Source organism: Pseudonocardia sp. MH-G8, from assembly GCF_002262885.1.
In the GTDB taxonomy this organism is placed as follows: Bacteria; Actinomycetota; Actinomycetes; order Mycobacteriales; family Pseudonocardiaceae; genus Pseudonocardia.
Window position 1 is genome coordinate 239,153 of the sequence record NZ_NKYF01000005.1, and the last position, 13,983, is coordinate 253,135.

The 13,983-nt window shown below is 74.4% G+C and carries 14 protein-coding genes; 11 read left to right on the forward strand and 3 right to left on the reverse strand.

The features are described 5' to 3' along the window. The first annotated feature begins 36 nt into the window (after positions 1-36). The 5 genes from uraD (CFP66_RS15190) (at position 37) to CFP66_RS15210 (ending at position 4,030) form a co-directional block, all read left to right on the forward strand. Positions 37-1,959, forward strand: coding sequence for a 2-oxo-4-hydroxy-4-carboxy-5-ureidoimidazoline decarboxylase (gene uraD, locus CFP66_RS15190; RefSeq protein WP_094924388.1), 1,923 nt, complete (start codon positions 37-39; stop codon positions 1,957-1,959). Continuing rightward, positions 1,956-2,429, forward strand: a complete 474-nt coding sequence (gene uraD, locus CFP66_RS15195; protein WP_094924391.1) for a 2-oxo-4-hydroxy-4-carboxy-5-ureidoimidazoline decarboxylase — start codon at positions 1,956-1,958, stop codon at positions 2,427-2,429. The genes uraD (CFP66_RS15190) and uraD (CFP66_RS15195) overlap by 4 nt, the downstream gene beginning before the upstream one ends. After that, positions 2,426-2,746 carry a hydroxyisourate hydrolase gene (gene uraH / locus CFP66_RS15200; protein ID WP_094924394.1) on the forward strand — a complete coding sequence of 107 codons (321 nt, stop codon included), beginning with the start codon at positions 2,426-2,428 and terminating at the stop codon, positions 2,744-2,746. The genes uraD (CFP66_RS15195) and uraH overlap by 4 nt, the downstream gene beginning before the upstream one ends. A gap of 3 nt (positions 2,747-2,749) precedes the next feature. Beyond that, entirely contained in the window at positions 2,750-3,595 is an 846-nt protein-coding gene (gene pucL / locus CFP66_RS15205; RefSeq protein WP_094924397.1) for a factor-independent urate hydroxylase, read from the forward strand. 66 nt (positions 3,596-3,661) lie between these two features. Next, entirely contained in the window at positions 3,662-4,030 is a 369-nt protein-coding gene (locus CFP66_RS15210; RefSeq protein ID WP_094924777.1) for a DUF1330 domain-containing protein, read from the forward strand. A 54-nt stretch (positions 4,031-4,084) separates the two neighbouring features. On the opposite strand, the gene CFP66_RS15215 is transcribed toward CFP66_RS15210, so the two are convergent. The 3 genes from CFP66_RS15215 to CFP66_RS15225 form a co-directional block, all read right to left on the reverse strand. Beyond that, positions 4,085-4,699, reverse strand: coding sequence for a GNAT family N-acetyltransferase (locus CFP66_RS15215; RefSeq protein WP_094924400.1), 615 nt, complete (start codon positions 4,697-4,699; stop codon positions 4,085-4,087). Positions 4,700-4,718: 19 nt separating this feature from the next. Further along, a complete protein-coding gene (locus CFP66_RS15220; RefSeq protein WP_094924403.1) occupies positions 4,719-5,300 on the reverse strand; it encodes a TetR/AcrR family transcriptional regulator in 582 nt (193 codons plus the stop codon). 254 nt (positions 5,301-5,554) lie between these two features. Continuing rightward, positions 5,555-7,126, reverse strand: coding sequence for a PucR family transcriptional regulator (locus CFP66_RS15225; RefSeq protein ID WP_094924406.1), 1,572 nt, complete (start codon positions 7,124-7,126; stop codon positions 5,555-5,557). A 92-nt stretch (positions 7,127-7,218) separates the two neighbouring features. Between CFP66_RS15225 and CFP66_RS15230 the strand changes: the two genes are divergently transcribed. From CFP66_RS15230 to allB, 6 genes are read left to right on the forward strand one after another with little or no spacing between them, the layout of a single operon-like run. Next, the gene (locus CFP66_RS15230) at positions 7,219-8,091 is read left to right on the forward strand and encodes a xanthine dehydrogenase family protein subunit M (RefSeq protein WP_094924409.1); all 873 of its coding nucleotides are present in this window, start codon (positions 7,219-7,221) and stop codon (positions 8,089-8,091) included. Between the two features lies 1 nt (position 8,092). Beyond that, entirely contained in the window at positions 8,093-8,557 is a 465-nt protein-coding gene (locus tag CFP66_RS15235; RefSeq protein WP_094924411.1) for a (2Fe-2S)-binding protein, read from the forward strand. Then, positions 8,554-9,894 carry an 8-oxoguanine deaminase gene (locus CFP66_RS15240; protein WP_094924414.1) on the forward strand — a complete coding sequence of 447 codons (1,341 nt, stop codon included), beginning with the start codon at positions 8,554-8,556 and terminating at the stop codon, positions 9,892-9,894. Before CFP66_RS15235 ends, CFP66_RS15240 begins: the two co-directional genes overlap by 4 nt. Then, entirely contained in the window at positions 9,891-12,197 is a 2,307-nt protein-coding gene (pucD, locus tag CFP66_RS15245) for a xanthine dehydrogenase subunit D (RefSeq protein ID WP_094924417.1), read from the forward strand. Before CFP66_RS15240 ends, pucD begins: the two co-directional genes overlap by 4 nt. 12 nt (positions 12,198-12,209) lie before the next feature. Then, a complete protein-coding gene (locus CFP66_RS15250; protein ID WP_369805053.1) occupies positions 12,210-12,590 on the forward strand; it encodes a gamma-glutamylcyclotransferase in 381 nt (126 codons plus the stop codon). After that, positions 12,591-13,898, forward strand: coding sequence for an allantoinase AllB (allB, locus tag CFP66_RS15255; RefSeq protein ID WP_094924422.1), 1,308 nt, complete (start codon positions 12,591-12,593; stop codon positions 13,896-13,898). Positions 13,899-13,983: the final 85 nt, after the last annotated feature.

Sequence of the window (13,983 nt, forward strand, 5' to 3'; positions counted from 1 at the left end):
CATCGGGTCCCCGCCGCCTGCACAACGAGGTGTCCCGTGAGCGGAACTGCCGCGAAACGCCGTCCCCATCCCGTCGACGAGGTGCTGCCCGCGGGCAGGCTCGCGGTCTACGGGTTCCAACATGTGCTCGCGTTCTACGCGGGTGCCGTCATCGTCCCGATCCTGCTGGCCGGTGCGATCGGCCTGTCGGACCGCGAGCTCATCCACCTGATCAACGCCGACCTGTTCACCTGCGGCATCGCCTCGATCATCCAGGCCGCCGGGTTCTGGAAGGTCGGCGTGCGGCTGCCGCTGCTGCAGGGCGTCACGTTCACCGCCGTCTCACCCATGATCGCGATCGGGCTGGCGGCCGGCGGGGGCACCGACGGGCTGCTGGTGATCTACGGCGCGGTGATCGTCGCCGGGCTCGTCACGTTCCTCGTCGCCCCGTTCTTCGGCCGCCTGATCCGGTTCTTCCCGCCGGTCGTCACCGGATCGGTCATCCTGATCATCGGGCTGGCGCTGCTGCCGGTGGCCGCGCTGGACGTCGTCGGGGGCGGCTCCGACCCCCAGCCGGGCAACCCGCGCCACCTGGCCTACGCCCTCGGCACCCTCGCCGTGATCGTGGTGATCCAGCGGCTGTTCCGGGGCTTCATGGCCACGGTCGCGGTGCTGGTCGGGCTCGTGCTCGGCACGGGCGTCGCGTGGCTGCTGGGGGACGCCCACTTCGACCAGGTGGGGGAGTCGGCCTGGTTCGGCGTCACGACCCCGTTCCACTTCGGGTGGCCGCAGTTCAGCGTCGCGGCGATCGTGTCCATGATCGTGGTCATGCTCATCACCGCGGTGGAGACCACCGGCGACGTCTTCGCCACCGGCGAGATCGTCGACAAGCGGGTCGGGCGCGAGGACGTCACGCGGGCCCTGCGCGCGGACGGGCTCTCCACGACGATCGGCGGCGTCCTCAACTCCTTCCCCTACACGTGCTTCGCCGAGAACGTCGGGCTCGTGCGGCTCACGCAGGTCAAGAGCCGGTGGGTGGTCGTCGCCGCGGGTGGGTTCATGATCGTGCTGGGGCTGCTCCCGAAGGCGGGCGCGATCGTGGCCGGCATCCCGCACCCGGTGCTGGGCGGTGCGGCGCTGGCGATGTTCGCGACGGTCGCCGTGGTCGGCATCCAGACGCTGTCCCGCGTCGACTTCCACGACCACCGCAACGTCGTCATCGTCGGCTCCAGCGTGGGGCTCGCAATGCTCGTGACCGCGCAGCCCGACGTCGCCACGGCCGTGCCCGGGTGGGCACAGATCGTGTTCGGTTCGGGCATCACCTTGGGCAGCATCGCCGCGATCGGGCTCAACGTGGTGTTCCACCACATCGGAGGGGGCCGCGGCCCGGCGGTCGCCGGCACCCCGGGCGCGGGCACCGTGCGGCTGGAGCAGGTCAACCGCATGACCCGCGAGGAGTTCGTCGCGACGTTCGGCCGGCTGTTCCAGGGCCCGACCGACGTGGTCGCCCGCGCCTACGACCGCAGGCCCTTCGCCGACACCGCGAACCTGCGTGCGGCGTTCCAGGAAGCCCTGTTCGCCGCCCCCGCCGACGCGCAGCGCGCGCTGATGTCGGCCTACCCCGACCTGGGCGGCGACCGCGTGGCCGACGGTGACGAGGGCGAGGACTCCGCCCGCGACCAGTCGTGCGCGGGCCTCACCCGGCTCGCCGACGACGACCGGGAGGAGTTCGCGGCGCTGGCGGCGGCCTACCGGGAGCGGTTCGGCATCCCCCTGATCGTGTGCGTGCGCGAGGCCGCCACGCGCGACCGGGTACTCGCCGAGGGGCAGCGGCGCCTTTCGAACTCACCGGCCCAGGAGCACGCCGCCGCGCTGATCGAGATCGCCAAGGTCGCCAACCACCGCTTCGCCGACCTCGTGGCCGGCGCCAACCCGATCGCGACGGCCCGGGCGCGGGCCTTCGGGAGAGGATACACGTGAAGATCACGCAGTTCGACGCGCTGGATGCCGCCGAGGCCGAGCGGGAGCTACTGGGCGTGTGCCGGGCGCCCCGCTGGGCGCGGCAGGTTGCGGCCGGGCGGCCGTACCGGTCGACGGGCGCGCTGCAGGAGGCGGCCGCGGCGGCCCTCACCGACGCCGACCTCGACGAGGCGCTGGCGGGCCACCCCCGCATCGGCGACCGTGCCGCGGCCGGGGCGTCGCGGCGGGAGCAGAGCGCGGTCGCCACGGCCGCGGCCGACGTGCGCACCGCGCTCGCCGAGGGCAACCGCGCCTACGAGGAGCGGTTCGGGCACGTCTACCTGGTCTGCGCCGCCGGGCGCAGCGCCGACGACCTGCTCGCGACCCTGCACGCCCGGTTGGGCAACGACCCGGCCACCGAGCGCGCCGTGGCGCTGCGCGAGCTGGCGGCGATCAACCGGCTGCGGATCGAGCGGCTGGTGGTCTCATGAGTCTCTCGACGCACGTGCTCGACGCCACCCGCGGCGCGCCGGCCGTCGGGGTCCCCGTCCGGCTCGCCGCCGTCGACGGCACCGAGCTCGCCGCCGGCGTCACCGACGACGACGGCCGGATCGCCCGGCTCGCCGCGACGCTGCCCGAGGGCGACTACCGGATCACGTTCGACACGGCGGCCTACTTCACCGCCACCGGGCAGCAGGGGTTCTACCCCGAGGTCGCCGTCACCTTCACCGTGACCGACGCGGGGCGCCACCACCACGTGCCGCTGCTGCTGTCACCGTTCGCCTACTCGACCTACCGCGGGAGCTGAGGAATGGGCATCACGCTGGGCGCCAACCAGTACGGCAAGGCGGAGAACCGCCTCGTGCGCATCTACCGCGACACCCCGCGCCACGAGATCCGCGACGTCAGCGTGTCGACCTCGCTGCGCGGCGACTTCGCGGCCGCGCACCTGGCGGGCGACCAGTCCGACGTGCTGCCGACCGACACGCAGAAGAACACCGCCTACGCGTTCGCGAAGGAGCACGGGCTGCGCGCGATCGAGGACTACGCGCTCACGCTGGCCCGCCACTTCGTCGACGACGTGGCGCCGGTGCGCGGCGCGCGGATCGGCGTGGACGAGTTCGCCTGGGACCGCGTGCCGGTCGGGGAGAAGGGGCACGACCACACGTGGGTGCGCCGCGGCCAGGACGTGCGCACGACCGTCGTGGACGTCTCGGACGCGGGCACCGAGGTCGTCTCCGGGCTGCGCGACCTGGTGCTGCTCAAGTCGACGGGATCGGAGTTCCGCGGGTTCCTCACCGACGGCTACACGACGCTGCCCGAGACCGACGACCGCATCATGTCCACGGCGCTGGTGGCGCAGTGGCGCTACACCGGCACGGCCGTCGACTGGGACGCGACGTGGGCCGACGTCCGGCGCATCCTGCTCGAGCAGTTCGCGGTGGTGCATTCCCGCGCGCTGCAGCAGACCCTGTGGGAGATGGGCCGCGCGGCGCTGGAGAAGCACCCGGAGATCGCCGGGATCAGCCTGCAGGCGCCCAACAAGCACCACTTCGTCGTGGACCTGGCCCCGTTCGGGCTGGAGAACCCCAACGAGGTGTTCTACGCCGCGGACCGCCCGTACGGCCTGATCGAGGCGACGGTGACGCGGGACTGAGTCGCGAAAAACTTGCGTGTTAGCCAACAAGTATGTGATCGTGGTGTCTCCGAGATGGAGGCATCGATGATTGAGTTCGACGACAGCGACCTGGATGTGCTGCTCGCAGAGGACCCGGGTGGTCCGGTGGTGATGCTGAACCTCCTGCGCCTGCGCCCTGACGGCGGCCGCGAGAGCTACCAGCGCTACGCCGACGCGCTCGGCGCGGGGATCAACGCCCGCTACGGGCTGCAGGTGGAGTACCTGGGTGCCGGCGGGCGAGCGCTGGTCGCGGAGGACGGGCAGGCCTGGGACATGGTCGTGCTCGTGCGCTACCCGAGCCGGCAGGCGTTCGCCGACATGATCCGCGATCCCGAGTACCGCGCGGTGGCGCACCTGCGCAGCGAGGCGCTCGTGGAGACGGTCCTGCAGCCGACCACGCCGTTCGCCGCATGACCACCGGGAGCGGCTGAACGCGCCGGGGACTCCCGGTGCCGGTCGGCGTCGAGCTCAGCGCCGCACCAGGTCGGCCAGCAGGTCCTCGTGTGTCACCGTCCACGCGGCGGGCCCGATCGGGGCGGCGAACTGCACCGTGTCGCCGTCGAACCAGGGCCGGGCCCAGGGCAGCACCCGGGCGGCGAGGCCGCGCATGGCGACGTTCTCGGGCAGGATGCTCCCGCGCAGCTCGCGGTACCCGATCTCCTCGGCGAGGGCCGCCAGCGCGGTGAGCAGCTCCCGGCCGACCCCGCGGCGCTGCCAGGCGTCCACCACGGCGACGGCGACGTCGGCCGCGCCATCGCCGTCGCCGATCACCCGGGCGATGCCGACCGGCGTGCCGCAGACCGTTGCCACCACCGCAGCCTGGCGCCGGCCGTCGACGTCGACCAGCCGCTGCCGCACGGTCGCGGGCAGCCGCGGGACGGGGGAGTGGAAGCGCAGGTAGCGGCTGCGCGGGGAGAGGCCGGCGAAGACCGCGTCGACGGCGGCGCCGGCGCCGGCGCGGTCCAGCGGCCGGACGACGACCGCGCGCGGCCCCCGGTCCTCGCGCAGCCGCGGGCGGCAGTGCGTGGGCGAGAACGTGGTAGTACGAACGATCGTGCTATTTCGTGGCGACGGGCTGGTCATGTGAGGCCTCCGTGCGGGGTCAGGCCGTGGCGGCGGTGAGCAGGGCGTCCAGGCCCCGCCGGGCCCGGTCCACGGCTGCGGGCTCGGCGAGCAGGCGGCTCGCCAGGTGGTAGGCCAGCATCACGCCCTGGACGTCCTGGGCGAACTGGCGCGGGTCGGCGTCGGACCGGAAGTGGCCCTCGGCGATGCCGCTGGTGAAGACGGTGGCCAGGGTGTCGGACCAGTCGCGCTGCACCTGCACGAGGCGCTCGCGCACGGGGCCGGGCTGGTCGTCCAGCTCGAAGGACGCCGCGACGAGCGGGCAGCCACCCTCGGCGGAGTCCCACTCCAGCCACCGCTCGAACAGGTCGCGCACCCGCGGCACCCCGCGCGGCGCCTTCAGCGCCGGACGGATGACCTCGTCGACGAACCGGTCGGTGCTGTGCTCGAGCACCTGCAGCTGCAGCGACTCCTTGGAGCCGAAGTGGGCGAACAGCCCGCTCTTGCTCATGCTCGTGGAGGTGGCCAGCGAGCCGATCGTGAGGCCGCCGAGCCCGACGCGGCGCGCCAACCGGCCCGCCTCGTCGAGGATGACCCCGCGGGTCTCTTCTCCCTTGCTCACGGGTCCTTTCTAGCACGATCGTTCGTACCGATCCAGGCTTCCAGGCCCCCGTAAACACTGCAGCAGTGAGGTACTGCTCGGATCGATCACGGCGCCGGCGTGCCCGCGGCCCAACCAGCGTCGGTCGCGCAGTCCCGACTCTGCCCGCGAGCGTGCTTCGTGCTGGGACGGCCACTCGGCCCAGCGACACACGCGCAGCCAGGCCCCGACTCGCGGGGAATGAGGGGACTGGCGTTCTCCTCGATCGCGGCCGGCTACAGGGAGCGCAAGGCCAGGTACACGTCCACGCGATCGCCGAACTCGCCCAGGTCGCGGCCGGTGAGCTCCTCCACCCGCCCGATCCGGTACCGGACCGTGTTGACGTGCAGGTGCAGGTGCTGCGCCGCCCGGCTCCACGAGCCGGAGCAGTCGAGGAACGCCTCGAGGGTCTCGCGCAGGCCGGCCCCGGTGCGCGCGTCGTAGGCGAGCACCGGGTCCAGCACGCGCGCGGCGAACGCGCGCCGCACCTCGTCGGGCACGGCGGCGAGCAGCGCGACGTGCGAGGTGACCTCGGCGCCGGTGACGACGTGCACCGGGCCGGGACGCAGCGCGGCGAGGTCGCGCGCGTGCCGGGCCTCCGCCACGGCGCCGGACAGGGCGCCTGCGGCGGCCGGTCTGCTGATCCCGGCGGTGAGGCGGCCGGTGCCGAGGCCGGGGGCCAGGCGGCCCAGCGCCGTGCGCAGCGCGGTGTCGGTCGGGATGTCGGTCGGGGCATCCGACGCGCCGGCGGGCAGCAGCGCCACCGCGAGCCCGTCGTGCACCCCGACGACGGGCGGGCCGACGTGCGCGGCCGCGTCGCCGAGCACCGCGCGGGCGGTCTCCACCGAGCCGCCGTCTGTGAAGCCGGCCACCGCCACCACCAGCGGGTGGGTGGCGTCGAGGCCGGCCTGGCGCAGCCGCACGGCGGTCTCCGGCCGGTCGCCCGCGCCCTCGGCGACCAGCGCGATGGCGTCCTCGGCGATGTCGCGCGCCACCCGCAGGCCCTCGCTGCGGCGGGCGCGGTCGAGCGCCGCGATCGCGACGAGCTCGCCGACGGCGTCGCCGGTCTCGGCGTCCCAGCGCGTGCAGTCGCCGTCGACGGCGACGAACCACGAGGTGACGCGAGGCTCGGAGGCCGGCCCCACCGGGAACACCGACCGCTGCGCTCCCGGCACCACGGCGGGGAGCCGGTCCGCGGTGAGGAAGGTGGTGACGGCCGCGTCGAGCGCGTCGAGCGGCAGCGGGGACGGTCCGGGGACCAGGGCGCGGCCGGTGGCGCTGAGCACGCGGATCGCCGCGCCGGTGGCGGCCGAGACGTCGGCGGCGAGCTCGTCGAGCCCGAGCCCACCCGCCACGGCCGACAGCAGCCGCCGCTGCCGGCCCAGGGTGTGCGCGAGCCGCTCACCGCGGGCGGCGCTCAGCGCGCCGACGACCACCTCGGTGAGCGCCGCGAACGAGACGTCCTCCGGCACGGCGAGCAGCGGCAGGTCGTGGCGGCGGCACGCGTCGACGAGGTCGTCGGGGATGCCGTGGAACACCGCGGCGCCCGCCGCGAGCGCCACCGCGCCGGCGCCGGCGACGGCGGCCACGAAGCGCTCGCTGTCGGCCTCCTCGCGCCGCCACACGAGCCCGCTGATCACCAGCTCGCCGCCGCCGAGGTAGCGGGCCGGGTCGAGGAGGTCGGTGGTGTAGACCCAGCGCACCGGCCGCTCCAGCGCCGCCTCGGCGTCCCGGCCGGCGTGCAGCAGCTGCAGTCCCAGTTCGGGCCGGGCGAGGAGGTCGCGCAGCAACAACAACGGTGGCCGCATTGGAGGAACCTACAACCCGATGCGGTGACCCGGTGGGCGATTCGTCGGGTCGGCGACTTCATCGCCACGAGTCGGCGCGCTGTACTTCTCGCATGGACTTCCTCGCCCCGACGACGTGGCCCGACGCCCTCGCGGCGAAGGCCGAGCACCCGGACGCGGCGCCGGTGGCGGGCGGCACCGACGTCATGGTCGAGATCAACTTCGACCACCGCAGGCCGCCCGCCCTGCTCGACCTCACCCGCGTGCCCGAGCTGCGGGAGTGGGGCACCGAGGCGGACGGCCGCATCCGGCTGGGCGCGGGGGTCACCTACACGCGGATCATCGACGAGCTGGGGGACCGGCTCCCGGGCCTCGCGATGGCCGCGCGGACGGTCGGCTCGCCCCAGATCCGCAACCGCGGCACGGTCGGGGGCAACCTGGGCGCGGCCTCACCCGCCGGGGACAGCCACCCGCCGCTGCTCGCGGCCGACGCGGAGGTCGAGCTGGCCTCGGTGCGCGGCGTGCGGCGCATCCCGGTCGCGGAGTTCTACACCGGCGTGAAGCGCAACGCACTCGCCGCCGACGAGCTGGTCGCGGCCGTGCTGATCGCCCCGGCCGCCGGCCCGCAGCAGTTCTGCAAGATCGGCACCCGCAACGCGATGGTCATCGCGGTGTCGGCGTTCGGGCTGGCGCTGCACCCGCAGCGGCGGGCCGTCGGCACCGGCATCGGCTCGGCCGCACCCACCCCGCGGCGCGCCGACGCGGCCGCGGAGTTCCTCGCCGGCGAGCTGGACGCGGCCGGGCTGTGGGAGTCCCGCGGCGTGCTGCCCGACGGGCTGGCCGTGGAGTTCGGGCGGAAGGTGCGCGACGCCGCCGCCCCCATCGACGACGTGCGCGGCAGTGCCGCGTACCGGCTGCACTCCCTGTCGGTGATGGCGCGCCGCGCCGCCGGCTGGGCGTGGGACGACTACCGGAAGGCCGCGTGACATGAGGATCGAGCTGACGATCAACGGCGAGCGCCGCGAGGCCGACGACGTGTGGGAGGGCGAGAGCCTGCTCTACGCCCTGCGCGAGCGCCTCGGCCTGCCCGGGTCGAAGAACGCCTGCGAGCAGGGGGAGTGCGGCTCCTGCACGGTGTACCTGGACGACACCCCGGTGTGCTCCTGCCTCGTGGCCGCGGGCCAGGCGCACGGACGCGACGTCACCACCGTGGAGGGTCTCGGCTCCGGCGAGCAGTTGCACCCGGTGCAGCAGGCGTTCCTGGAGCGCGGCGCCGTGCAGTGCGGGTTCTGCACGCCGGGTCTGATCGTCTCCACGCACGACCTGCTGGAGCGCAACCCGAGCCCGTCGGACCCGGAGATCCGGGAGGCCCTCGCCGGCAACCTCTGCCGGTGCACGGGGTACGAGAAGATCATGGAAGCCGTGCGGAGCGCCGCGGAGGTGCAGCGATGATCATCGAGGGCGCGCACGTCGTCACCGTCTCCGGCGACGAGTTCGCGGGCGGGCACGTCGTCGTCGAGGGCAACCGGATCACCGCGGTCGGCGCCGGGCCGGCCCCGGAGCGGGACGGCCACGACGTGGTCGACGGGCGCGGCTGCCTGCTCACGCCGGGCTTCGTGAACACCCACCACCACCTCTACCAGTGGGTCACGCGCGGCCTCGCCGTCGACGCCACGCTCTTCGAGTGGCTCACCACGCTCTACCCGGTGTGGGCCGGCATCGACGAGCACGCGGTGCACACCGGCGCCCGCGGCGCCCTGGCCCAGCTGGCCCGCACCGGTGCCACGACCACCACCGACCACCACTACGTCTTCCCGCGCGAGGGCGGCGACCTGCTGGGCGCCGAGATTCGCGCCGCAGCCGAGGTGGGCCTGCGGTTCCACCCCACCCGCGGCTCGATGGACCTCGGGCAGCGCGACGGTGGCCTGCCACCCGACGACGTCGTGGAGGACCGCGACGCGATCCTCGCCGCGTCCGACGCCGCGATCGACCGCTGGCACGACCCGTCGCCCGGGTCGATGCTGCGGATCGCGCTCGCCCCCTGCTCGCCCTTCTCCGTCACCGGCGAGCTGATGCGCGAGTCGGCAGAGCTGGCGCGGCGGCGCGGCGTGCGGCTGCACACCCACCTCGCCGAGACCGTCGACGAGGAGGAGTTCTGCCGCGAGCGGTTCGGCTGCTCGCCCCTGGAGTACGTCGAGGGCCTCGGCTGGACCGGCGAGGACGTCTGGTTCGCCCACGCCGTGCACCTCGACGACACCGCCGTCAAGAAGATCGGTGACACCGGCACGGGCGTGGCCCACTGCCCGTCGTCCAACGCACGGCTCGGCGCCGGGATCGCCCGCACCCGGGACCTGCGCTCCGCGGGCGCCCGCGTCGGCCTCGGCGTCGACGGCGCCGCCAGCAACGAGGCCGCGAGCCTCCTGGAGGAGGTGCGGCACGCGCTGCTGTTCGCCCGCGCCGTGGGCGGCCCGACCGCCCTCGGCGTGCGCGACGCCCTGGAGCTGGCCACCGCGGGCGGCGCCGCGGTGCTCGGGCGCGCCGACGAGATCGGCACGATCGAGGCGGGCAAGCTCGCCGACCTCGCGCTCTGGCGCATCGACGGCCCGGCCCACGCCGACGTCGCCGACCCCGTCGCCGCGCTCGTCCTCGGCTCCCCACCCCCGCTGGAGCTGCTCGTGGTCGACGGGCGGGCGGTCGTCGAGCGCGGCCGCGTGCTGACCGTCGACGAGGACGCCGTCGCGCGCGAGTGCGTCGCCGTCCACCGGAACCTCCTGGAGAAGGCCTCATGACCAGCACGGAGACCGAGACGGTGACGCGGGGCCGGATCGGGGACAGCCCGCTGCGCCCGGACGGCACGCTGAAGGTGACCGGCGAGTTCGCCTACGCCAGCGACCTGTGGCACGACGACATGGTCTGGGGCGTCACGCTGCGCAGCCCGCACCCGCACGCCCGGATCGTGTCGATCGACATCACCGAGGCGCTGAAGGTGCCCGGGGTGTCCGCGGTGCTCACCGCCGACGACGTGCCGGGCGAGAACGCCGTGGGCCTCGAGCACCACGACCAGCCGGCGCTCGCCGACGGTGTGGTGCGCTACCAGGGCGAGCCGGTGGCGCTGGTGGCCGCCGACCACCCCGAGACCGCCCGCCGTGCCGCGAAGCGGATCGTCGTCACCTACGAGGAGCTGCCCGCCGTCACCGACCCGCGCCGGGCCCTCGACGCAGACGCGCCGCTCGTGCACGCCGGCCGGGCGGACGCCGGCGGCAACCTGGTGCGCGAGGTGCGCATCCGCCGCGGCGAGGACGAGCCGACCGCCCCGGTGGTCGTGGCGCTCGACTTCGAGGTCGGCATGCAGGACCAGGCGTTCCTCGGGCCGGAGTCCGGGCTCGCCGTGCCGGGCGAGGACGGCGGCGTCGACCTGTACGTGGCCACCCAGTGGCTGCACGTCGACCAGGGACAGGTCTGCCGCGTGCTCGGGATGCCCGAGGAGAAGGTGAGGCTGCACCTGGCCGGCGTCGGCGGCGCGTTCGGCGGCCGCGAGGACCTGTCGATGCACGTCCACGCCTGCCTGCTCGCCCTGCACACCGGCAAACCGGTGAAGATGAGCTACAACCGCGAGGAGTCGTTCTTCGGGCACGTGCACCGCCACCCCGCGTGGCTGCGCTACGAGTTCGGCGCCGAACCCGACGGCACGCTGGTCTACGCCACGGCCGACATCCTGTTCGACGGCGGCGCCTACGCCTCCTCCACCGGCGCGGTCGTGGGCAACGGGGGCACGCTGGGGCTGGGCCCGTACCGGATCCCGAACGTCCGCGTCGACGCCCGCGGCGTCTACACGCACAACCCGCCCTGCGGGGCGATGCGCGGGTTCGGCTGCGTGCAAGCGGCGTTCGCGCACGAGGCGCTGATGGACTCGCTCGCCGACGCCGTGGGCGTCGACCGGGTGGAGATCCGGGCGCGCAACGGGATGCGCGAGGGCGACGTCAACATCACCGGCCAGGTGATCGACTCTGCTGCCCCGGTGGCCGAGCTCATCCGGATCGTGCGGGACCTGCCGCAGCCGCCCGCGCCCGGGCAGGCCCGGGACCTGCGGGAGCTGCCGGGCGGGGTCTCCAACACCACGCACGGCGAGGGCGTGGTCCGCGGCGTCGGCTACGCGGTGACCTACAAGAACGTCGGGTTCTCCGAGGGGTTCGACGACTACTCGACCGCCCGGGTGCGGCTGCAGATGACCGGCGGCGAGCCGGTGGCCACCGTGCAGACCGCCGCCGCCGAGGTCGGGCAGGGGCTCGTCACCGTCGAGCAGCAGATCGTGCGCACCGAGCTGGGCGTCGACCGGGTCGTCGTCGCGCCGAAGGACACCACCGTCGGCTCCGGGGGGTCGACCTCGGCGTCGCGGCAGACCTACGTGACCGGCGGCGCGGTGAAGGCGGCCTGCGAGGCGGTGCGGGCCGCCGTGCTGACGCGGGCGGCGGCCCGGCTCGGCCGTCCCGATCTGCAGCTCGACGGCGACAAGGTCGTCTCCGTTGGCGGCGAGGTGCTGACCGGCCTTGCGGACGTGCTGGGCGACGACGTCGTCGAGGAGACCGTCGAGTGGCGCCACCGCCCGACGCACCCGATCGACCCGGAGACCGGGCAGGGCGACGCCCACGTGCAGTACGCGTTCTCCGCGCACCGCGCCGTCGTGGACGTCGACGTGGAGCTGGGGCTGGTGAAGGTCGTCGCGCTGGACACGGCGCAGGACGTCGGCAAGGCGATCAACCCGGACGCCGTGCTCGGCCAGATCCAGGGCGGCAGCGCGCAGGGCATGGGGCTGGCGCTGATGGAGGAGGTCGTGGTCACCGACGGGATGGTGAAGAACCCGTCCTTCACCGACTACCTGATCCCCACGATCCTCGACATGCCGCCGATGAAGATCGAGGTCCTCGAGTACGCCGACCCGCACGCACCCTACGGTGTGCGGGGGGTCGGGGAACCGCCCACGATCTCCAGCGGCCCCGCCGTGGCGGCCGCGATCCGGGCGGCCACGGGGCGGGCGCTGCGCCGGGTCCCGATCCGGCCGGAACACATCGTCGAACTCGATTCGGGGGTCTGAGACGTGCCACGGATGTTCCTGAACGGCACCGCCATGGCCGGCGGCGCCGACCACCACCTCGTGGGCGACGCCCCGCTGGTCGCCCGCACGACCACGGCGCCGCGCTACCGCTTCCACGCCGTCGGTGGGCGCTACCCCGCGCTCGAGGACGTCGGCGACAGCGGTGCCGCCGTCGAGGGCGAGGTCTACGACCTGTCCTACGACCAGCTGCGCGAGGTGCTGCTGCCCGGCGAGCCGGACGGCCTGGAGCTGGGCGTCATCGAGCTGGCCGACGGCAGCGGCTCGCTGGCCATGGTGCTGCGGCGCGAGTACCCGGCCCTGCCGGAGCTCACGGACATCTCCGGGCTGGCGAGCTGGCGGGCGTACTCGCCGGAGCGGAGCGGAGGCAAGTAGATGCAGATCGTCCGGGCGCGTCGGGTCGTCGTCGACGGCCTCGAGCGGCCCGCGGCGGTGCTTGTCGCGGGGGAGCGCATCGAGGCCGTGCTCCCGGTCGACCTGCCGGTCGACGCCGCGCGGGAGATCGTCCTCGCCGACGACGAGGTGCTGCTTCCCGGCCTGGTCGACACGCACGTGCACGTGAACGAGCCCGGCCGCACCGAGTGGGAGGGCTTCGACACGGCCACCCGGGCGGCGGCCGCAGGCGGCGTCACGACGATCGTGGACATGCCCCTCAACGCGCTGCCGCCCACTGTCGACGTCGCGGCGCTGGAGGCCAAGCAGGCGGCCGCGGCGGGGCAGTGCGCGGTGGACGTCGGGTTCTGGGGCGGGGCCGTGCCGGGCAACGCGGGCGAGCTGCGGGCGCTGCACGACGCCGGGGTGTTCGGGGTCAAGTGCTTCCTGCTCGAGAGCGGGGTGCCGGAGTTCCCGCCGCTGTCGACCGACGACCTGACGACTGCGTGTTCGGCGGTGGCCGCGTACGGCGGGCTGCTGATCGCGCACGCCGAGGACGGCGCGCTGGTCCGTCCCGCGGCCGGTCGGCGCTACGCCGATTTCGTGGCCTCCCGCCCGCCCGAGGCCGAGGACGGCGCGATCGCGACGCTGCTGGGGGTCGCCCGCGAGACCGGGGCCCGGGTGCACGTGGTGCACCTGTCGGCGGCGTCCGCGCTGCCGCGGCTCGCCGCCGCCCGTGCCCAGGGCGTGGCGGTGAGCGTCGAGACGTGCCCGCACTACCTCGCGCTCACGGCCGAGGAGGTGCCCGACGGCGACACCCGGTTCAAGTGCTGCCCGCCGGTGCGCGAGGCCGGGAACCGGGACGCGCTGTGGCAGGGCCTGGCCGACGGCGTGATCGACATGGTGGTCTCGGACCACTCGCCGTCGCCGCCCGCCCTCAAGCAGCTCGAGACCGGCGACTTCGGCACCGCCTGGGGCGGCATCGCGTCGCTGCAGGTCGGGCTGCCGGTGGTGTGGACCGAGGCCCGCAGGCGCGGGCACGGGCTCGCCGACGTCGTCCGATGGATGGCGGAGCGGCCGGCCGCGCTCGTCGGGCTGCCCCGCAAGGGCCGCATCGCCGCGGGCGCCGACGCCGACCTCGTCGTCTTCGCGCCGGACGCGCCGTACGCGGTGGGGCAGCTGCACCACCGCCACCCCGTCACCCCGTACGCCGGGCGCGAGCTCTCGGGCGTGGTGCGGGAGACGTGGCTGCGCGGGAGGCGCGTCGACGAGACGCCCCGCGGCCGGCTCCTGCGGCGGGGAGCGGCGTGAGCGCAGGGCTTCCAGTAGTACGGGAAAGCCACTTTCATGAACGTGCAGGACAGCGATGTGGCTTTCCTGAACTCCCATCGACCCC